This is a genomic window from Flavitalea flava (assembly GCF_054461575.1).
Genome location: NZ_JBTLQH010000022.1, coordinates 60,662 through 82,839 on the forward strand (window position 1 = coordinate 60,662; position 22,178 = coordinate 82,839).

Annotated in this window: 14 protein-coding genes; 4 read left to right on the forward strand and 10 right to left on the reverse strand. The window is 46.1% G+C overall.

Annotation, left to right across the window (positions count from 1 at the left end; genetic code table 11):
- Positions 1 to 18: 18 nt before the first annotated feature.
- The 5 genes from ACX0G9_RS18750 to ACX0G9_RS18770 all read right to left on the reverse strand — a co-directional run bounded on the left by ACX0G9_RS18750 (position 19) and on the right by ACX0G9_RS18770 (position 6,529).
- Positions 19 to 2,049 (reverse strand): alpha-ketoacid dehydrogenase subunit alpha/beta, encoded by a 2,031-nt coding sequence (locus ACX0G9_RS18750; RefSeq protein WP_459066481.1) that lies wholly within the window; start codon positions 2,047 to 2,049, stop codon positions 19 to 21.
- Positions 2,050 to 2,108: 59 nt separating this feature from the next.
- A complete protein-coding gene (locus ACX0G9_RS18755; RefSeq protein WP_459066482.1) occupies positions 2,109 to 2,459 on the reverse strand; it encodes a phage holin family protein in 351 nt (116 codons plus the stop codon).
- A gap of 59 nt (positions 2,460 to 2,518) precedes the next feature.
- The gene (locus ACX0G9_RS18760; RefSeq protein ID WP_459066483.1) at positions 2,519 to 3,805 is read right to left on the reverse strand and encodes a M16 family metallopeptidase; all 1,287 of its coding nucleotides are present in this window, start codon (positions 3,803 to 3,805) and stop codon (positions 2,519 to 2,521) included.
- A 49-nt stretch (positions 3,806 to 3,854) separates the two neighbouring features.
- The gene (locus ACX0G9_RS18765) at positions 3,855 to 5,093 is read right to left on the reverse strand and encodes a M16 family metallopeptidase (protein ID WP_459066484.1); all 1,239 of its coding nucleotides are present in this window, start codon (positions 5,091 to 5,093) and stop codon (positions 3,855 to 3,857) included.
- Between the two features lie 188 nt (positions 5,094 to 5,281).
- The gene (locus ACX0G9_RS18770; RefSeq protein WP_459066485.1) at positions 5,282 to 6,529 is read right to left on the reverse strand and encodes an aspartyl protease family protein; all 1,248 of its coding nucleotides are present in this window, start codon (positions 6,527 to 6,529) and stop codon (positions 5,282 to 5,284) included.
- Positions 6,530 to 6,773: 244 nt separating this feature from the next.
- Here ACX0G9_RS18770 and mqnC point away from each other — a divergent pair, with 244 nt between their 5' ends.
- Together mqnC and ACX0G9_RS18780 are read left to right on the forward strand one after the other, a co-directional pair.
- The gene (gene mqnC, locus ACX0G9_RS18775; protein ID WP_459066486.1) at positions 6,774 to 7,898 is read left to right on the forward strand and encodes a cyclic dehypoxanthinyl futalosine synthase; all 1,125 of its coding nucleotides are present in this window, start codon (positions 6,774 to 6,776) and stop codon (positions 7,896 to 7,898) included.
- A gap of 200 nt (positions 7,899 to 8,098) precedes the next feature.
- On the forward strand, positions 8,099 to 12,049 hold the full coding sequence (locus tag ACX0G9_RS18780; protein ID WP_459066487.1) for a response regulator: 3,951 nt from the start codon (positions 8,099 to 8,101) through the stop codon (positions 12,047 to 12,049).
- A gap of 58 nt (positions 12,050 to 12,107) precedes the next feature.
- Here the strand turns inward: ACX0G9_RS18780 and ACX0G9_RS18785 are convergent, their stop codons facing one another.
- On the reverse strand, positions 12,108 to 12,797 hold the full coding sequence (locus tag ACX0G9_RS18785) for a response regulator transcription factor (protein ID WP_459066488.1): 690 nt from the start codon (positions 12,795 to 12,797) through the stop codon (positions 12,108 to 12,110).
- A complete protein-coding gene (locus ACX0G9_RS18790; protein WP_459066489.1) occupies positions 12,790 to 14,319 on the reverse strand; it encodes a sensor histidine kinase in 1,530 nt (509 codons plus the stop codon). The genes ACX0G9_RS18785 and ACX0G9_RS18790 overlap by 8 nt, the downstream gene beginning before the upstream one ends.
- A gap of 129 nt (positions 14,320 to 14,448) precedes the next feature.
- Here ACX0G9_RS18790 and ACX0G9_RS18795 point away from each other — a divergent pair, with 129 nt between their 5' ends.
- Positions 14,449 to 15,306 carry a GLPGLI family protein gene (locus ACX0G9_RS18795; protein ID WP_459066490.1) on the forward strand — a complete coding sequence of 286 codons (858 nt, stop codon included), beginning with the start codon at positions 14,449 to 14,451 and terminating at the stop codon, positions 15,304 to 15,306.
- A gap of 2 nt (positions 15,307 to 15,308) precedes the next feature.
- Here the strand turns inward: ACX0G9_RS18795 and ACX0G9_RS18800 are convergent, their stop codons facing one another.
- Both ACX0G9_RS18800 and ACX0G9_RS18805 read right to left on the reverse strand, forming a co-directional pair.
- Complete coding sequence (locus tag ACX0G9_RS18800) at positions 15,309 to 18,194, reverse strand: TonB-dependent receptor (protein WP_459066491.1); 2,886 nt, start codon at positions 18,192 to 18,194, stop codon at positions 15,309 to 15,311.
- A gap of 109 nt (positions 18,195 to 18,303) precedes the next feature.
- The gene (locus ACX0G9_RS18805) at positions 18,304 to 18,882 is read right to left on the reverse strand and encodes a hypothetical protein (protein ID WP_459066492.1); all 579 of its coding nucleotides are present in this window, start codon (positions 18,880 to 18,882) and stop codon (positions 18,304 to 18,306) included.
- A 149-nt stretch (positions 18,883 to 19,031) separates the two neighbouring features.
- On the opposite strand from ACX0G9_RS18805, the gene ACX0G9_RS18810 reads away from it, so the two are divergent.
- A complete protein-coding gene (locus tag ACX0G9_RS18810) occupies positions 19,032 to 19,202 on the forward strand; it encodes a hypothetical protein (RefSeq protein WP_459066493.1) in 171 nt (56 codons plus the stop codon).
- Positions 19,203 to 19,209: 7 nt separating this feature from the next.
- On the opposite strand, the gene ACX0G9_RS18815 is transcribed toward ACX0G9_RS18810, so the two are convergent.
- Positions 19,210 to 22,038: an outer membrane beta-barrel protein gene (locus ACX0G9_RS18815; RefSeq protein WP_459066494.1), complete on the reverse strand. Its 2,829-nt coding sequence runs from the start codon at positions 22,036 to 22,038 to the stop codon at positions 19,210 to 19,212.
- Between the last annotated feature and the right edge of the window lie 140 nt (positions 22,039 to 22,178).

Genomic DNA, 22,178 nt, shown 5'->3' on the forward strand with positions numbered 1-22,178 from the left:
GGTGAAGGTTAGGGCAACTCAATAATTAAGGAGCTTTTGCACATACGCATGCAGCCTGGATCTGGCCAGGAAATTATTTTCCAGTTCGATATTAAAAGGGATGGGCGTATCCAGGGAGGCGCAACGTAACACGGGCGCATCGAGGTGTTCAAAACAATGTTCACCGATCCATGCGGCAATTTCCGCCCCGAGCCCACCGGTAAGCGTGTCTTCATGCAGCAATAATACTTTTCCCGTCCTTTCGACAACCGCCCGTATGGCTGGATAATCCAGGGGCAATAAGGTCCGTAGATCCAGGATATCTATAGAAATCTCCGGATGAGCTGCAGCATAATCGGTAGCCCAATGTACTCCCGCCCCATAAGTTATAAGGGAAAAATCTTCTCCTTCCTGCACCTGGCGGGCCTTGCCGATCTCCACTTCATAATATGCCTCAGGGACCGGACCGCTTACGCTCCGGTAAAGAGCCTTATGTTCAAAATACAACACCGGATTAGGATCGTTGATTGCGGCGATCAACAACCCTTTGGCATCCTCAGGAGTTGAAGGGTAAACGACTTTCAGACCAGGGGTATGCACGAACCAGGCTTCATTACTTTGGGAATGAAAAGGCCCTGCACCGACACCTGCGCCAGTGGGCATACGGATGACCACATCTGCATTTTGGCCCCAGCGGTAATGAATCTTAGCCAGGTTATTCACGATCTGGTTGAATCCCACGGTGACAAAATCCGCGAACTGCATTTCCATTACACTCTTAAATCCCTCCAGGCTAAGCCCCAGGGCAGCCCCCACAATGGCGCTTTCACAAAGCGGCGTATTCCTCACCCTTTCTTTTCCGAATTCAGCCACAAATCCTTCCGTGATCTTAAAGGCTCCTCCATATTCTGCGATGTCCTGCCCCATGAGTATAAGACCGGAATGACGTTGCATGGATTGATAAAGCCCCTCTTTTATGGCATCGATCAGTCTTTTTTCCGGGGCGGTTTTCAGTTTTCCGGCATCCTGAATTCCAGCGTCGGGAGCTTCGGAATCCGGAACTCCGGCTATTTCCCGAGGCTGGCCGGGAAGCGGAGCATATATATCCGCCAGTTCCTCTTTCGTATCAGGGACCAATGTCCGGGCTTCCAGAACAGGAGCCAGCCGGGATTCAATATTTTCACGGATCTCCTCCCGGATTTGGCCGACAAGATCGGCAGTAAGGATCTTTTGTTCCAGTAACCAGGCTTCAAAAGTTGCCACCGGATCTTTTTTCGCCCAGTCCTCTACCAGTTCTTTAGGAACATACTTCATTCCGCTGGCTTCTTCATGACCCCGCATACGGAAGGTCATACATTCTATCAGGTAGGGCCGTTGGTATTTTACACAATACTCCCGAATGCCTTTTAGCGTATCGTAAACAGTTAAGATATTATTCCCGTCGATACGGACCCCTTCCATTCCATACCCTTCGGCTTTATATACCAGGCTTTCGCATCGATATTGTTCCGATACGGGAGTACTTAAACCATATCCGTTGTTCTCCACCAGGAAAATGACGGGCAGATCCCAGACAGAAGCGACATTTAGCGCTTCATGGAAATCTCCTTCACTGGTCCCTCCATCGCCTGTAAAAACCAGGGAGGCCTTATTGTTTTTTTTGAGTTTATAGGCCAGCGCTATTCCATCCGCGATCCCTAACTGAGGCCCCAGATGGGAGATCATTCCGCAGATCGAATGCTCCCTGCTCCCGAAATGGAAACTTCTTTCCCGTCCCTTGCTATATCCCTCCCTGCTTCCCTGCCATTGCAGGAATAACTTTTCCAATGGCATATTCCGGGAAGTGAATACGCCCAAATTGCGATGAAGCGGCATGATCCATTCATCTTCTTTCATAGCCAGGGTCGCCCCTACTGCGATCGCTTCCTGGCCAATCCCGCTAAACCATTTGCTGATCCTGCCCTGTCTTAATAAAACCAGCATTTTTTCTTCAATCAGCCTGGGTAGTAAAAGACTCCTGTAAAAGCCGGTAAGTTCCTCGTTTTTATACTCTTTTCTGTCAAAATTCATACAATCATCCTATCGGGTTTATCTAGTAACGTTAATTGTCCGCAATTATTCGATCTCCCTCAGCGATCCCTTTCTTCTTCCCGGTCCTTATATAAAATGGAGGTAAGCAAAGATACCAGCAGGCTGAACAACAGCGCCCACCAAAAGCTTCGCACATAAAATCCGTCCACAAACTTTGCAGCAAGCAGAACAATGGCGCCATTTATAACGAAGAGAAAAAGTCCTAAAGTAAGGAGGGTGATCGGAAAAGTAAGGATGATCAGGACCGGCTTGACCAAAACATTCAGGATCGCCAGCACGAAGGCCAGCACAATAGCCGTCCAGAAAGTATCGATATGAATACCCGGCAGTACTGCGGACAGACCAAACGCAACCACCGCCGTGACGATGATACGGAGAAGGAAATTCATCAGGAACTTTTCTTCAAGTTAAGAAGAATATTGGTTCACAAAGCCCTCTATTTTAAAGGCTAAATAACAACTAATTCATAAAAAGTCTCCGGGTTCAGGTATTTAATCGCCATTTCCTGCAATTCTGCAGGAGTTATTGTTTTAACGATACGGATGCCTTCGTAAAAATAGTTTCCGTCCAATCCGTTCAGCAGTAGATTTTTCCATCTGGCCGCAACATGGAATGGACCATCCAGGTCACCAAGAACCGAACCGATCGTAAAGTTCCTTGCCATTTGCAGTTCTTCGTCATCGATAGGCTCTTCGCGGAGCAATTGCATTTCTTTATAGACTTCTTCGATGGTAGCCGCACACACCTCTTTTCCCGCCTCCGTACTGATCAGCAGGGCGCTTTCCTGGATATTGTTTAACAGGTAACTATGGATGCCATAAGTATACCCCTTGTCTTCCCGGATATTCGTCATCAGTCTTGATCCGAAAAAACCTCCAAATACATTATTCAATACCTGCACTTTCTGAAAATCGGGATGATGGCGGTTGGGGAAGTTCCTTGCGATCCGGATGGACCCCTGTACGCCATTGGGGTCATTGATGATCTGATGTTTTTTTTCATTCTCGGGGATAATAAGCGGAGTGGGGGCCAAATGACCCGCATCATGGGCAGTAAGTGGCAATTGACCAAAGTTGTCCTCCAATTGACGCAGCATATCGGCGGGAAGTTTGCCTGCGGCAAAAATCCTGCAGATCCCGTTCTGATAATATTTACGGTAGAATTCCTTTAATTCCTCTTTTTCCAAAGCCTGGTAATCTTCCAGGGAGCTGTATTTCCCATATGGATGTCCCGCACCATATAAATAGACGTCGATCAGGCGGCCGGCAACAAATTCACTTTTTTTCAGGCTTACCTGTAATCTTTGCTGCCCGTTCTTTTTAAAGATATCCAGTTCTTCCTGCGGATATACAGAGTCCATGATCAGTTCGGCCACTACCGGAAGCAATTCTTTTACATATTTGCTGAGACTGTGCAGGGTAAGCTCAGCCGTTTCATGATGACTGGCCCTGCTCAGGTGGGCGCCGTAATAATCAAAATGTTCATTTATCTGAAAAGCATTGCGTCTGGATGTTCCATTCTTCAAAAGCGCATTGGCGGTGGCCGCAACCATGTTCTTCTCTTCATACGAATTACCTGCATCAAAAATCCAGTTCACCATTAATGCCTCTTCGTTACCTAATTCGATCAGGTATACTTCCACTCCATTCTTCAAAATATGTTTTTCGTAGACGGGTAAGGCGAGGTGAAATTCTTTAGCATCTATAATAGGTGGCGCGATCTTTCTGTTTACCATATTTTATCGTTGTGACACTTAACATTTTAATCAATAATCCCTTTTTCCATTAATTCCTGGCCCGGTAATACAGGGTATTGCTGTTTTTAGGATCAAAAATCTCCCGGCTGGCCGTTTGGATTTCTTCAGCACTGACAGCCTGATATTTTCCCAGTTCCGTGTTCATCATATTCGCATCTCCCAGCAGTTCATAAATGGCCAGACTATTAGCCCGGTTCATCACGCTCATGTCTTCGAATACGATGGCCGCTTCTGTTTTGTTCTTCACCTTGGTCAATTCGTTCTCTTCAATTTTTTGGGTCTGGACTTTCAGGAGTTCTTCTTCTATCGCTTTATCTGCGTCGCTCAGACTCACCCCTTTGATCAGTTTCCCCTCGATCACCACCAGACCCGGGTCTACCGACCCGGTATGATAACATTCGATCTGGCTGAATAATTTTTTTTCTTTGACCAGAACCTGGTGCAAACGGGAAGACGCGCCCCCACCCAAAATTTCGGTCAGCAGATCCGCTGAGTAATAACCGGGTTCAGTCCGGGAAGCCATGGGATAACATTTGTACAACGCGTCAATCGGCACATCGGCCGTTACCTCCAGATGCCGGACCTCGTCCTGTTTGGGTTCCTGAGGCAGGTTGCGGATATATTTTTCACCGGACGGGATATCTCCAAACCACTTTTCCGCCAGCACACGGACCTGTTCGGTTTTTACATGGCCCGCTACAACCAGGATCGCATTGACCGGCCGGTAATATTTAAAAAAGAATTCTTTTACGTCCGTAAGAGTGGCCTGTTCAATATGGCTTAATTCACTGCCTATAGTCATCCATCGGTAAGGGTGTTTTTTATAGACCAATTCCCGGAGTTTAAACCATACATCCCCATAAGGTTTGTTGATATAATGCTCCTTGAACTCTTCACACACTACTTTTCGCTGTACTTCCAGGCTTTTCTCGTCAAAAGCCAGTGATAACATCCGGTCGCTTTCCAGCCATAAGGCAGTTTCTAAATTTTCAGCCGGCAACTGGATATAATAATTGGTAAAGTCGTTTGTCGTATAGGCATTATTCTCACCTCCGGCCAGCTGTAAGGGTGTTTCGTAATCCTCGATGTTCACCGAACCTCCGAACATCAGATGCTCGAAAAGATGGGCGAATCCCGTTTTTGCCGGATTTTCGTCCCTGGCGCCCACATCGTACAGAACGTTCACTACTGCCATAGGGGTGGAAACATCTTCGTGTACCAGTACCTTCAATCCATTTGCCAGTTGAAACCTTTCATATTGTATCATAAACAAATCCTTTTCCCTTCTTTTGGGCATTAAAAGGATTGCAAGGTAAGGCATTTGACCTTTGATCCAATTTGGCTGGCCTATTGGAAAATTTGGGAAGGTTGGCCTTATTGGAGAATTTGGCCAGCCTTCCCAAAATCTCTTATGTTGGCCCTTGCGGCTATTGGACCCATGGTCCAATTTTGACCTTAAAGAATACTTTTGACCCTCAGGACGAGCATTTGGAGCTGGCCGTTCCTTTTTACGACGACTTTGACCTTTTCGCCGGTACTTTGGAGCATATTTTTGTAAGTCTGGATATTATTGGAGAAATTATTATTTACGGCAACAACCACATCATCCGGCTTGAATCCTGCCTTTTCCGCGGGGGAATCCGCCATGATATCCCCTACTCTTATCTCGCCTTCCACCCAATAGATCCCAAGACCGGTATAGGAATAATCAAACTGGTCGCGGTAATGGGAATTAGGAAGGAGATAAATATCCCGGTGCTCATAATTCAGGATCACGTTAAAACGCCGTAGGATATCGTTACCGAGCAATCCCCCCAGGCTGGGGTAATTGGTTACATTATAATCGTCGTCAAATATATAGGCGGGCACTTTCCGGAAACGGTATGGCCCTATTCTCAATTCCTTGATAGTGGTGAGTCGCATATTGGCTTTACCGCCCAACCCCTCAGCCTGAGTAAGGAAGGTTTTCTTACGGGGATCCAGCAAACCGCTGTCACTGGCAAAATCAGAGGACAACAGCACACAAAGACCCGCTCCGGTATCAAAATAGTACCTGGCGTTGATTAAATTTTCATCTCTTACCGTAGCCGTCTGTATCGGAAGGCTCGCAATGACGGGTTTTAACAAATGTCCTCCTTTGGGATATTTATATAAGCCTTTGGAATAAACGGAGATCCGGGAGCTGTCATAGTCGATCTTTACGATATATCTTGAGAAAAAGCTATATCCGATGATCCCATCCACTTTGTCTCCGTAAACCGAACTAAGGATATCGTAATCATTTACATGAAAATTCAGACTATCTACCGATAAGCCGGGCAATAAAAGGGTCTGGTTATAGACAAACTTTACCTGTCTTACCCCGGCAATGCCCAGGATTGTTTTATCGGAAGGAAGGGGATTCAGTTTGAGACGGAGGCAGGTTGCCGAATCAAGGGAAATGCCGCCGCTCCCGGTATCCAGGATAAAATTCAGGCTGTCGGGGAATTCAGCCAGCCTCGCCCTTACCAGGATAACACCGCCGGTAAACACCGTGAAAGGAAAGCTGGTGATAAGCTTCGATGGAGGCTGAATAAACTCTTCCTGGGCAACAGTCGGTGTAATGCAGAAAAGGCCGCTAATGATCAAATAAATAAAAAGCAGGAATCTGCCTGAGCGGGTAGGGTGGTAAGGTTCGGAATAGGTGTTTTTCTGGCTAAGCATGGTTAGTTCGATTCAATGCATTAAATATATTACCAATTTAGGGTTATAAAAACCCTTCCTCTCAAAATATTCTATTTTTAAATAAGAAGGACCATCTTTTCAATCTTATGTTGCTTCTTTTCAATGACCGGCAGATACCCGTCAATGAACGGTTTAAACCGCATTTACACAAAATGTGGTATTCCGGTCCTGCTGTCCTAACTTTGCCTTTACTGATCCTATAACCATACAAACAGGACAATCCATGAATTTATCAACATTATATAAGAAGGCGATGGACTGGGAATTTCTGTCCATAGAAGAGGGAGTGTTCCTGTTTGAAAATGCTCCACTTACGGAAATTATGTACCTGGCCAATGAATTGCGGAAAATACAGGTGCCCCATGGCAAAGTAAGCTGGCAGATCGACCGCAATGTAAATACGACCAATGTATGTATTGCCAATTGCAAATTTTGCAATTTCTACAGGATCCCCGGCCACGCCGATGCCTATATTACAGATATCGAAACATATAAAAGAAAGATCGAAGAGACCTTCCGTTGGGGCGGCGACCAATTGCTTTTACAGGGAGGGCATCATCCGGGATTGGGCTTGAGTTTTTATACCGATCTTTTCAGCCAGTTAAAAGGCCTGTACCCCAACCTTAAACTGCACACCTTAGGGCCGCCCGAAATAGCGCATATCTGCAAATTGGAAAAAATGAGTCACCGTGACGTATTGACGGCGCTGAAGCAGGCAGGAATGGACTCCCTGCCCGGTGCCGGAGCGGAGATCCTGGTGGACAGGGTCCGCCGGCTTATCAGTAAAGGCAAATGCGGGGCGCAGGAGTGGCTGGATATTATGCAGGAGGCACATCAGCTCCATATCACCAGTTCTGCAACCATGATGTTCGGCCATGTGGAAACCTTGCAGGAACGTTTTGAACATCTCGTGAGGATACGAGAGGTTCAGGCCCGGAAACCGGCTGAAGCAAAAGGCTTCCTGGCATTCATCCCCTGGACATTCCAGGATGTCGATACCCTGTTAACCCGGATCCGGGGAGTACACAATCTCACCACGCCTGAAGAATATATCCGGATGATCGCCATGAGCAGGATCATGTTGCCAAACGTAAAAAATATCCAGGCTTCCTGGTTAACGGTCGGCAAACAAACCGCCCAACTATGTCTTCATGCCGGGGCCAATGATTTCGGCAGCATCATGCTGGAAGAAAATGTGGTAAGCGCCGCAGGAGCTCCTCATCGTTTCACGGCACTGGGCATCCAGGAGGCCATCCGGGAGGCTGGTTTTGAACCGCAATTACGGACTCAGCAATACGAATGGAGGGATCTGCCTGTCTCCATGGAGGAACAGGTGATCGATTATTGACATATGATTGTTTTGCCAGCTTAAGAAGGTTATAATACAATCGTCCATACTATTCTATACATTCTTTCTTTTTCCATGCGTCGGTTACAAGGTCTCCGGGACGAATTTTGGTATGAGTAATTCTCTTAATTTATTTGCCCTCCGGGAAACTTAAATCGTTGGTTTTACGTTGTAAGGACTGAAGACCCTTAGCAACATTCATGAAAAGTCCTTTTCGCAAACTAATACGCATATCGGTTGTCCTTTTTGTGTCGGTACTTTTGTTCAATTTCTTTGGATATTATTTTAATCATATAAGATCCATTGAAAACAAAGGGCTGATAGAAGCTATCAACCGGTCCGGTCATCAGCAGACACTCAGCCAGCTTATCGCCAAAGAGTCTATTCTATTGCTGAATAATCCCGGAATGAATAAGGCTCAGATTCTGAGAGATACCATTTCCAGGCATCTTTTATCCTTTCAAAATGAACAGGAGCTCCTGCAAAAACAGGTAAGATCGACTCCCCTTCCGGTACCCCAGCGTATTTTCCAGATAAAACTATTATTATCAAGTTCCCAGCAATTCTTTCAGCCATTGGTGGCTATCGGGCAGGAACTGACACAGGCGGATTCGTCGCTGCTGGTGATCAACAAACATTTGTATCTCCGTGACCTTTTATATAATGAGAAAAAGTACAGCGAGCTGATGGAAGAAGTGACCGAACGTTATTCGGAAATGGTAAACGAGAAGAGCAGTGAGGTATCCACTATCGATACCGGCAAATTCATTTCTTTGATCGTTGCTATCCTTTGTCTTATCATTCTCGTTCTGGAGCCAGCTTTTAAAAAAGGAGAAATAAATTATAAGGAATTGCAGAAAGCGCGGAATGAATTATTGAATGAGAAAAAATTCCTGGCTTCTATCCTCCAATCACAGACCAACTATGTTATCCGGATCAACCGGACAGGCCATTTTACCTATGCCAACCCTGCCTTTTTAAAGACCTTTGGTTATACGGAACAGGAGATCCTGCAAATCCTTTTTTATACGACTATTTTTCCCAAGGACCTGGCGCGTTGTCAACAGGTAGCCAATGAATGCTGGAACAATCCGGGAATAGTTTCCAGGTTGCTGATCCGCAAACCGATCGGACAATCCAGGCAGTTTTTATGGACAGAATGGGAATTCCTCGCCTTGTCCGGTGAAAACGGCCAGATCAGGGAGATCCAGGGGATTGGGCTCGATGTATCGGAAAAAATACATACCCAGCAAATAAAGGAGGATGCGATCCGAACCCTGTCTTATGCCATGACCTATGCCAAAATGGGTTCCTGGAAACTGGATTTTCTTTCCGGGGAAATGTCCCTGAGTAAAGAATTTAAGGCCTTGCTGGCCCTTGAAGAAGAAGATCCCGATAAAATGCCGATCGATGATTTCCTGCAGATCTATGTTGTTCCCGAAGATTTTACCTTGGTTTCGGAAGAATTGGCCAAAGCCATCAAACATAAGGAAGCTATTGGTTATGAAACCTCCTTTTCCTGTCGCATCATTACCAAGATGGGGTGGATGCGTTATCTCTCCGTAAAAGGAAAAGTAGTTGATGAGCAGGTAGAATTCGGTATCGCACAAGATATCACGTCCCAGAAGGAGTCGGAGAACGCCCTGCTGAACAGCGAACAGAAATTCAGGTTACTGGCGGAGAACTCCGAGGATATTATCAGTGTGCATGCCATCGACGGAACGATCTGGTATCTGTCTCCATCTGTCCGGACGGTTCTTGGATATGAAGTGGATGAAATAATCGGGAGATCGTTCTCTCAGTACGTTCACCCGGAAGACCAGCATAAATTTCTGCCGCCAAAGGAACTACCTTCTTTTTCCGATACCGAAACCGTTATCGTCCGGTATCGCATTCTCAGAAAAGAGGGGAATTATATCTGGCTCGAAACCATTATCAAACCTATCGTCGATGAAGAAGAGCTGGTCAAATTGATCTGTACCTCCCGAAATATCACAGACCGCAAGATCGCGCAGGAGAAACTGAAAAAGAAAGATCAGTTATTACAGGCGGTGGCTCAGGGCACTCATTCCCTGCTGATCAATACGGATCTCAACCAGGCCATTTCCGAATCCATACAGACCCTGGGGATCAAAGCCATGGTTGACAGAGTATATGTATTCCAAAATCATTTCGATGTGGAAAAGCAGCAATGGTTCACCAATGAAATGTATGAATGGACGGAGGACCCTGTCCATCTCCGGTTGGGAAATCCGGCAATAAAGAATATACCTTTTGAGAATATCCGAAAGATCATTGAACCGCTGAAGACCAAACAACCCTTCCTTAGTTATAAAAGCAAAGAGGAAGATCCCCAACTTATAGCCATTTACGAAAAAACAGGCGTTTTATCCTCTGTTGCCGTTCCTATTTTCCTTAAAGATGATTTTTGGGGTTTTGTGGGTTTTGATGAATTAAAAAAAGAAAGGGAATGGTCGGAGGCGGAGTTTTCTATCCTCCGTTCTTATGCCTCTTCGCTGGCAGCGGCGATCCAGCGCAAACAAATAGAACTGGAACTGGTCCAGGCCAAGGAAATGGCAGAATCCGCCAGCCAGGCCAAGAGCGAGTTTATGGCAAACATGAGCCATGAATTGAGAACGCCTATGAATGGGATTATCGGTTTCACCGACCTGGTCCTTACCACGGAGCTGCAGAAGGCGCAGCGGGACTATCTGCAGAATGTAAAAAAATCAGCCTACGGACTTCTCGGCATCATCAATGATATCCTTGATTTTTCAAAGATCGAAGCAGGAAAACTATTGATAGACCATATCCTGTTCAAGTTGGATGAACTGATCGAGGAAACCATCGATATGCTTACTATTAAGGCATTCGAAAAGAAACTGGAAATGCTTTACCGGGTTGAGCCCTCTATCCCGTCCCAATTCCTGGGCGATCCTGTCCGTATCAGACAGATCGTGGTAAATTTATTGGGCAATGCCATTAAATTCACCGGGGAAGGAGAGATCCTGGTTTCGATTAAAAGATCCGGCGGGAGTTACTCCAGGGAAGGCAGGAGTTATTTAAAACTCGCCATCGAAGTAAAGGACACAGGAATTGGCATTCGGAAAGAAAAGCTGAAAAAAATATTTGAAAGTTTTACCCAGGCCGACACTTCCACTACCCGCAAATACGGTGGTACGGGTCTCGGGCTTACTATTTCCAAAAGCCTGGCAGAACTGATGGGCGGTCATCTTACCGTTGAGAGCGAGCCCGCAAAAGGAAGCGCCTTTGTCCTGCACCTCGACCTGGAAGTAGCCAATGAACAACCGGAGATCCTGTTTCCTCCAAAGGCTTTGATGAAGAAAGTGTTGATCGTAGATGACAATGCCAGCAACCTACGGCTAATGCAGGAAACCTTTGCATATTTCCATATCGAAGCCGAGCTGGCTGATAATGGAGCCGCCGCTTTAGAAAAAATAAAGGCGGCTGAAAAAAAGGGACAGTCCTTCAATCTTATCGTTACGGATCACCGTATGCCGGGGATGGATGGCATCGCAATGGTGAAAGAAATAAAAAAAGCATTCCCCGGGAACGATATGCCTTTTATCCTTATGTTATCTTCCGTTGAAAAAAATATCTATCAGACCGAAGCAGCCAAGGCAGGCATTCAAAAATTCCTTTCCAAGCCGGTGAAAATACATGAATTGCATGCCACGCTGCTATCTCTGTTTGACAAAGGCCGGCAAAACGACGCATCAGATCCATCGATACCCGGGAATATTGAAAAGATATCCGAACCTACAAGTGTCATGGTGGCAGATGATGACCCGATCAACATGTTACTGATCTCCGAGGTGCTGCGCAGGATGGGCTTTGAAGTGATACAGGTCAGTAATGGCAAAGAAGCGCTGGAAAGACTTCCACATTGTGATCCGGTCATCATATTTATGGATGTGAATATGCCTGAAATGGACGGATATACCACGACCCGGCATATCCGTCAGATGCCCGAGCCTTATTGCAATATTCCCATTATTGCCCTGACTGCCGACGCCATGAAAGGTGACAGGGAAAAATGCCTGGAAGCCGGAATGAACAAATATATTTCCAAGCCTTTCCGGCTGGAAGAAATCGATGAGGTGTTGAAAAACTATATCCTGGTCGTATAACTCTTGTTTACCTGCATAAATCCACGTGTGTGGAAGGGGGAAGGGCATTTATAACCGTTCAGTTAATGACGAAACGATAACCTATCCCCTTGATCGTGATTATGTCCAGCATCTCGTCATCTTTCAGAAGCCTTCTCAGCCGGGTAATATATACATCGAGATTGCGGCTGTTAAAAAAGGAGTCGCTGCCCCATAACAGGTTCAGGATATCTTTTCGGTCAATGACCCTGTCCCTGTTTTCATACAGGAATTTCAGCAATTCATTTTCACGGAAAGACAACTTTTTTTCTTCCTTTTCAAATGTCAATACCTGCCGCCTTAGCTGGAAATGATATTTACCGATCCGGACCGTATCCCCCGTTATAGAAAAAGAATTATTTTCGTTGTTTTTCAGGGCGTTATTTATTCGTACGATCAGTTCCTCCATACTGAAAGGCTTTCGGATATAATCGTTTCCTCCAAGATTAAAACCCTTTACCACATCTTCCGTTCCGGCACGCGCCGTTAAAAAAAGAATAGGAATACCCGTGTTGATATTCCTGATCGCCTCAGCGATCTCGAAGCCATCCATATTAGGCAACATGATATCCAGGATACAAACATCGGGCTGGATCTTTGAAAAAGCGGGCATCACCCTGGCGCCATCGTTTTCCATCCACACCTCAAAGCCCCGGCTTTCCAGGCTTTCCTTAACGATCTTGCCAAGGAAGGATTCATCTTCTACATATAACAGCTTTATTTTACGCATTGCCCCGGGGTATTTTAACGGTAAAAGTGCTGCCGGTACCTTCCTGGCTATCTACCGTGATCTCTCCCCCCTGGCGTTCCAGTACATAGGAAACATAACTCAGGCCCAGACCATGCCCTTTTACATCATGCCGGTCACCGGAGGGTACCCGGAAAAACTTCTCAAAAATCCTCCCTTTAAAGGCTGCAGGAATACCAACCCCATTATCCGTAACCGAAAGGATCAGTTGTTCAGGTTCTGCTCCCAGGCCGATTTGAACGAAAGGGGTTATCCGGCTGTACTTTAAAGCATTGTCCAGCAGATTAAAGATCACGCTGGTGATATGCAGTTTATCGGCCCTCAGATAAAAATCCGTTCCCTTTGTTACGATGTCCAGCTTTGCCTGGTATTTTTCAAACTGGAGACGCATGGACGACATAACTTCCTCTACGAGAACTTTCAGGTCAAAATAATCGATCTTTAGTTCGATTTCCTGTCTTTCGAATAACGATAATTTCAGCACCTTATCCACCAGCAGCGTCAGTCTTTTCAATTCATTCGTAGAGATGTCCAGGTATTCCTTTGTCTTTACGGGATCCTCCAGGGCATTGAAATTTTTTAAGGCTTCGACCGCGACACTCACCGTTGCAATGGGGGTTTTTAATTCGTGCGTTATATTACTGATGAAATCATTTTTCAGCTGGGTAAGTCTTCTCTGCTGTTGCCAGTTACGATAGAGCAACAAAAGGGAGAGTACGGTAAACCCCACCAATGTCAGAGAGAACAGGATCTGAGGAAAGAGACGCCTGGAGAGGAACCAGGGTAAATTGATAAAATCCAATGAGTAGATTATTGGTTTCCTGAATCCAATCGTTACTTTACTTCCATTGGCCCCGCCCGCAAAAAATCCTGGCCGATGCCCTTCCGGCGAACCGGGGGTAATTGTTATAATAAAAGGTTGGGTTATTCCCTCTCTGGCCAGGTCGGTCCTGAACCGGCTGGTTAGCTCATTTAAGGTAATGGGATCCTGCAAGGAATCCATTCCTTCCAGGAAATGGAAAACTTTGGCGTTAACCGTACGGTAAAAAACAGAACGGGTAGAATCGGGATGGGTAGAATCCGAACGGATGGAACCGGGAGGGATGGAATCAGAGTGGATGGAATCAGAGTGGATGGAATCAGGAAAGGCTTTGATCTCATCATGACGTAAGGAAATAATAAATCTATTCGAGGAATCATTCGATAGATCCGGTTCAGGAAGATCATTATTACCTTCCATTTGCCCTTCTTTCGACCGAACTTTAAATTCATCCATCATATTCATGAAATCCGGCCTTTCCTGGATGCGGATCTTTACCGCCGTATCCAGATGCATTTTAGAGGTCTGCAGCTTAAAAATGGTTTCCCGGAAAAGAACATTGGTCCTGATCGTAAATATTCTTTTTTCTTCCTTATAGGTCTTCCAAAGCCAATAGGCCTGAAAAGTTGCGATAGTACCGATCGTCAACACGATGAGTGATATGGATATTCGCCCCCTGTGCATATAGTTTCTAAAAGTAGAACAATCATCCTTTGTTCGGCAAGAATATTAACCTTAATTAACATTAAAGCAAGACCCGTTAACCGCCTTCGGCCGGGGGTAGGAATAGATTTGTATCCTAAAATCATACATATGCCATACCAGACAGTCGTAAGACCCGCCGGAAAAAATCTACTTCCCGCCATCGCCCTATCAGTCCTTTCTGCTCTATCCCTGCTGCAAACCGCCCATGCCCAGGTGACCACCGGACCTTCTGCGACCGGACCTTCTACCGCCGGATCCACATCCTCCGGCAATGTTACCCTACCCCCAATTCTCCGGGAAGGAAGGATCGTATATGAACAGAAAACGGATATCTACCGGCGTATGACCGATGAAAGCATGAAGGCATTGATGCCCCAATTCCAAACCTCGAAGCTGGAATTGTTTTTTTCAGGGGAGGAGTCAGTTTGCCGGGGCTTGCCGGAAGAAGAAGATATACGCAATACTGCCGGACAGGACGGAGATCGAAGGATCGTTCGGTTCGGAGGCGGTCCCGATGACCAGACCTATATAAATTATGCCAGCGGGAAAATGATACAACAAAAGGATCTGGGCCCTAAAAAATACCTGATCGGGGATTCCCTTGAAAAACAAAACTGGAAACTGGACGGTGAAACCCGTACGATTAAAGGATATCTCTGCAAAAAAGCAACGACTAAAAGCCGCGACGGAAAAGATATCATCGCCTGGTATGCAGAGGATATCAGGACTTCCTCAGGCCCGGGATTATTCGGAGGCTTGCCCGGAGCCATTCTCGAATTGAATAACAATAACGCCGAGATCCTTTTTACCACTTTGGAAATAACGGGCGGAAACGCCGGCAAAAATCAGCTGAAGGCTCCATCTGATGGAAAAAAGATAAGCCGGAAGGAGTTTGAGCGGATCATGGAAGAACAATTTGGAGTACATCCGGGGGGTGGGCCAACGATCAGGATCATTCATAATTAAGCTTACCGTATAATCTTTATATCGGCTTTGCCTTCCATACCCCCCTGTACGGCTTTACCGGCAAAGCGGCTGATCTGGAAAGTAAGGCTCAGCAACCAATACTGCCTGATCACCTTATAGGAAATATTGTCGATAAAGTTTTGGTTAGTATTACGGGAAAAGCCGGTGTTCTGACGCAGTATATCGAAGACCTGCAGACGAGCCTCGGCTTTTTTGCTTTTAAATACCTTTTTGGCAATCCCTGCATTCCAAACCAGCGGGCTGCTGTTATAGTCTGCAGGCAATCCGCTGCGTCGGATATAATCCAGGTCGCTGGCAATACTGAATCCTTTGGGTAGATAGACATTCAGGTCAAGGTTGTAATTTGTTGTCCAATAGTGTTGATTTTGCCCCGGTTGCAGGGAATAACGGACATCATTATACTGTAGGTTGACTCCCCAGGTAATATCCCATATTTCTTTATACAGGAAATTCAATTGGGCTTCCTGTGCGAGGGCCCAGTTATTCCCGTTGTTCCGTACTCTGTTAACCAGGCTGGCCGTATGGTCGTAAGAAATAGTACTGTTTAGGTTCAGATTACTTTTAAGTGTTCGTACCGGAAAACCCCAGGATATATTTCCGTTCGCAGTATACAGGCCGTTCAGATTGACAGGCTTGCTGACCCTGGACCCGGTCTGACCGATTTGGTCGTCGCTCACGATCCGGTTGTGAATGCCCCTGTATTTCAACATGGCGAAAAAACTGGTGCGACGGAAAGGATCGAAGGAAATATAATTCAGATGTAAGGAATGTTCGTATTCCTGTTTAAGACCAGGGTTACCAACGGTAATATTCAGGGGATCGGAATTATCCGGCACCGGTTGTAATTGAGTGGTGGCGGGTTGATTGGTATGGGTGGTATAAAAAATGCGCAGATTCCGGTAACGGTTGAATTCATAATGAAAATTTGCTTCCGGCAGTAAATTGACATAGGCGGTATGAAGAGAGCTGTCCGCGGAGAGATAGTCCAAACGATTGGCGGAATTAGCTTCCTGCAGGAAGGCTCCTATCGTTATATTGAATTTTTGCTGTTGATGACGGAACCGGATGCCCTCACGCTGATAGGTATAGATGTTTTTAAACGCATTGGTCAATTGCACATTGGGCCGGGTATATTTGCCGCCGGCGTCCGCATCGAAGGTCTTCCTGTCCGAGGTGGAATGACTTTGGTATAAGTTGGTACTAAATTCAAACAGGGACCTTTTCGACAAGGGCTCCGTATAGGAAAGGGTAAAGCCAAAATTATTTCCTTTACCGGACAGGTCGTAAACCTGGTCCAGGGTAACTGCGGAATCGACGTTTCCCGGTTTTGAGTAACGATTGACGGAATAAAGAGAGCCATCGCCGGAACGGCTATTCCATGCAAGGGAAAGATTTGCCGACAGGGTCCTTCCTTTTTTGGAGAACCGGTGGCGAAACAGCGCTGAATTGGTCCAATCATACCCAGTTGCCTGCACCGATGAATGAGAAGCGCCCTCATTCAGCAAATCGTATGGATAGTCCGACCAGGAGCTGTCTTTTATCGTTGAAGAACTTCTGCTATTCTGGAAAATAAAGGAGGTGTTTATTTTTATGGAATTGGAAGAATCGAGCTGATGATCGGAAATAAGGGCAAGCCGTTGATTTTTGTTTAGTGCTTCTTTAACCTGATCCCGGTCTTGTGTGAAGGAATTGCCAGGCAACAGATATTGCCGGGTTTCCCGTTGGTCGGTACGGTCTTCTGCCCGATTATAAAAATAACTTCCGCTCAGCTCTGTATTTCGCCGCCAGGTATCGTTGAAATTAAGTCCCCCGGCGAGGGTTGTGGTAATAGCCGTGGTATTGTCGGCCAGGCCTTGTATGGGGATACAGGAACTAAAAGGATCGGGACCTCCCTGGTTGATCCCTTTATTACCGGGGCCGCCCATACCTCCGCTGAATCCAAGGACGTCCTGAAAGGAGAAACCTTGTTTATTGGTATTGTTGGCCATACCAAGGACAGATAATTGTCTGCTTCCGGCGAATTGGTTAAGATTGAATTTATGCTCGTACCGGGTATCTCCGGTTGTACCGTCGCCGTATGAGGCACCGCTACTGAGGCCTTCCCCGGCCTTTACATCCGTACCGCCTGCCGCGGTAAGTCTTCCGAACAGGCCATTTTTTCTGTCTTTTTTTATAGTCAGGTTGATCGTCTTTTGGCTATTTCCGTCATCAAAGCCGGAAAACTGTGACTGGTCGGATTTTTTATCGAAAACCTGCACCTTATCAACCGCATCGGCCGGCAGGTTTTTGGAAGCGATCTTAGGATCATTCCCGAAAAACTCTTTCCCATCCACCAACACCTTTTTCACTTCTTCTCCATTCGCTTTAATAATACCATTTTTGTCGACCTGGATTCCGGGCAATTTTTTCAGCAGATCTTCCACTACAGCATCGGGCTTTATCCGGAATGACCCTGCATTATACTCTACCGTATCATGACGGATCGCGACAGGCGCTGCCATACCTTCTATTGTCACCTCCGTAAGCAAACTGCTTTTATCCGTCAAAATGATCTGTCCAATGTCAGGATCCCTGATTGCTCCGGTGATCATAAAATTCCTGCTTAGGGTATGATAGCCGATATGCGTGATCAGCAGCCGGTAATTGCCGCTGTCCAAACCACCGACCCGGAACCTGCCGGAGGAAAGGCTTCGGGAAAAGCTAACCAGGGTGGAGTCCCGCGCATCAAGGATCGTCACGGTCGCATCGCTTATGGGCTGGTGGATAACCGTATCCAGCAGATAACCGCGGATACTGCCATCCCGTTGGGCAATGACTTTTACCTGTATGCTTAAGCATAAAAAAAGGAATAGAGTAACCAATCGCATGCCTGTATATTTTCGTGGATAATTAGTCCAACGAAAATACCGTAGGCATCCCCGTAAAGAGGTTAACCAGGTTTGATTTAAGGTTAACGAAGGTTAATGGTTCTGCAGATTAATTGAGGGTAACCGCCTCGCGCTCATAACCCTTCGTCTCCTGGTCATTTACGCTAAGTGCGATTTTCCAGCCTTTTCCTTCTTCGCGGAGGGATAATTCCACTTTCAGTTTTTTCATTTCTCCCACTCCGGGTAATAAGGAAAAGATGACCTGGGTATATTTTTTTTCTTCTGCGGGGCTTTCAAATTGGCCCGTCAGAATAAATGTCTTCTGACCGCTGATCTTAATAATACTGTTCCGGATCTGATCGTAAATTTCAGTGAACCGGCTTTTCGCCTGATCAAAGTTTCCGGCTTCGTAAACCAGGCAGGACCACCCATAGGCCTCGTTGCGGGGAACACTGTATAGGGTAACGATACAGGATGTAGCTCCCGGTAGCTGAAGCGTGGATTTGTATTCTTTTGCCTGCCGGGTTTGACCGATCAGTTCTCCTTTGATATTAAAAAAATGATTGGGGTAATCCTGGATGACCTTTTCAAGGGTGGATTGTGTTTTGTTGGAAAAGACACCTTGCGCGGAAACCGTTAGCGTTGCGGAAAGCAACACCGGGGCAAAGGGGAGAAATATGTTTCTCATAGCTAGGATTTTTGTCAAAGTACAAACAATCCCTTCCCTGTGCAATAGAAAAACTACGACACCCTTTTAACAATATTTTCAAAATAAATGAACACTTTCTTCGTTATCTTTAATTACAATAGTAGAAACCCTTTCTAAACCCAATACTGATGAAGAAGCACAACCTGTCATACGACACGCGTAAAACAAAGATTTACAAGGACATATATCGCCCATCGTCCAGTCTTTCCCGTTTTTTAGGAACCTTATTGTCTGTTATCGTAGTAGGGCATTCCCCCGTGAACAGTCCCGACCAACCTTTTATACGGAAATCAAAATAATTTTTGATCAATTATCGGGGCCGAAACCACCGCCGCCACCCCGGCGACCACCCCCCCCACCACCACGCATTCCGGGGAACATGCCCGGCATCTTTTTTTGATTGGATCCCGCGAAATTGTTTAGATTCCAGGTGAAGGTCAGCATTACATAGCGGGAAAGCGTATTCGTTCTGCTGACGGAATAGCCTGCCGTTGAAACATTCTTATTTACATAGGTATTTGCATTCAGCAAATCGAAGGCTGTGAGCCGGAGTTCTCCGTTTTTCTTTTTAAACAGGGATTTAGCGATACTGGGGCTCAACAGCGGAACACTGGCGTTGTATCCGGCATTGCGGGTATCGGTATAGATATAATTGAACGTTGTGGCAAACAGCCACCCGCTGTTCGTATAGGCAGTAAGCTCTGCCGTCAGGGTCTGGGAGAAATAGTTCAGATTCTGAGTGGGCCGTAAAGTGTTCCTGGCTATGGTATAGGAGGACGCCGAGCTAAAATTCATGTCAAAATTCTTTTTAATATTCGTCGTCCAGGAAATGGTTTCGCCAAGGGTGGTATTCCTGGTATAAGAATGGAGGTAGTCATGTGTAGCAGCACCTTGTGTAGAATCCACCAGGGTCTGGCTTTGCGAATAATTGGCATTCGTGATAAAATTAAGATTGGACTTGGGCTTTTTCAGGGCAAATCCATAATTTAAATACCCCGACACATTATACGTTCCATTTAAGTTTACATAAGTGGTCGTCTGGCCTCCTTTGGCGTTGTAGGAAATGGCGCTTTGAATATCATTGACTGTGGTGCTCGCATTGATCGTAGCAAAAAGCACACGTTGGGTCCCTGGATCGAACGAAGAATATAAAGCCCTGATGCTATGGGTGAACTGGGGTTTCAGGCCTGGATTTCCAACCGTATAACTGATATTATCGCTCGTGGTGGTCAGCGGTTGTAATTGGGAGGGAGAAGGATTTCCTGTCCTTCCTGTATAAAAAAAGCGAAGCCGTTGGGTCCTGGAAAAAGAATATTGAAAATTGACCGTCGGGGTCAGGTTAATATAGTTGTGTGAAACCGGGATATCTTTGGTCGTATTGAAGCTGTTAAAATCCATGAACTGTAACCCGGAGCCGATATTCAGGTTATACTTGGCATGCTGCAGACGGTAATTCAACGAAACCCGGCTGGCATGGGAAGTAAATTTATAGGAATTACTGAACAGGCTGTCGTAAGTCTTGAAATCATGAGCATCATCATCGTAATCATAGGTGTTATTGATGGTCGTGCTTTTTACATAAGTATAATTATAAGTAAGTTCCACGATCTGATTCTTGCCTACGGGCTCGGTATAGGAAAGAGTAGGACTCAGCGTAACCGAATGGAGCGAATCGTTATAATATTGATTGAGGGTGTCGACCGTACCCAGCTTATGAAATGAGTTAATAGAATAATTATAGCCATCTCCGTTATTCACGTTTGCCGTTCCGTTCAGATCGAGGGTTATTGTCCGGGAAGGTTTGTTGAATTTGTGCCGGAGTGTTAAATTGGAGCCGTTTATATTGAATCCACTGTTCGTGCCGGAAGATCTGTTTACCGAACTATTTACCATTCCGCCGTTCTGATCCACGGTGGTAGAACTGTATGAGGCATTGGGGGCTGTTGTTTGAAAGGCTATGTTCGGACGGAAAACCAGCGAATTACTGCTATCGAATTTTTGTTCCAGGTTAAAATTAATGCGTTGGTTATGGGTCCGTTGAATAGAGGATTGGGTTTGGTTCGTGATATAGGCGGAATCCGTTGAGTTCCCGAGATATTTTACTGCGTTGCTGGTCTGATTGGAGGATACATGCTGGAAATTATAGAAGTAGCTTCCGGATACCTCGGTTTTCGGACTCCAGGCATCCCGGTAATTAAGACCGCCTGCCCATACCGTCGTTAGTCCGGGACTGCTCTGATTCGTTGCTGCGGCCGGACCACCGCCACCCCGCCGTCCTCCGGAAGAGCCAAGAATATCCTGTATCGTGAAATTCTGTTTGTTGATATCATTACCCTGACCTAATACAGAAATCTGCTGGTCATTCTTAAAACGGTGCATATTGATACTTGCGTCATAGGTCTCATCCGATCCCGCACCTGCGACCGTCCTTCCAAAATAGCCCTGGCGCTTGTCTTTCTTCGTGGTGATGTTGATCGTTTTAATCCGGTTCCCGTTATCAAAACCGGAAAATTTGCTTTGGTCGTCCAGGTCATCGAATACCTGTATTTTATCAATGATATCCGGTGGCAGGTTCCGGGTGGCTAATTTAGGATCATCGCTGAAAAACCGTTTACCGTTCACCAGTATCCGTTGTACGGTTTCGCCCTGTGCGGTAATATTGCCGCTTGCATCCACCTGGATGCCCGGGAATTTTTTCAAAAGATCTTCTGCGACGGCATTTGGCTTGGTAGCATACATGGAGGCGTTGTATTCTACGGTATCCCCCTTGACGGCCATCGGAGGCCGCTGGACAATGACGGCCTCCATCATATCACTGGACCGCAACATATGAAGCTCGCCAAAATCGATAGTTTGATTGGTGGCGCTGACAGTGAATTTCTTTACGATATGTTGATATCCCTGGAAAGTGATCAACAGATGATAATTGCCCGGATTCAGATTCCGGAAGAGGAAACTTCCCTGTTTGTTGGTGACGACGAATTGGGCGCCGCTGGAATCGGAGTCGGGAGTTGCCGAAACGGTCGCAGCCTCCAGATTCTGTTTGCCGGCAGTATCCACAATGGTTCCCTTTACGGAGCCCCTGATCTTTCCCTGGGAAAAGACAGGAAAGGAAAAAAGCAGAAGTCCCGGCAAGAGAAATGAAATATATATTTTCAGGAGATGAAACATAGCTGCTAAAATAACAGGTCGTTTACTCAGGTATATCCGGAGAAGTTACCAGTGGCAAAAAGGCGGGGTCCGTAGGGTGAACAAGCAGGTTGTTCCCCGGTATC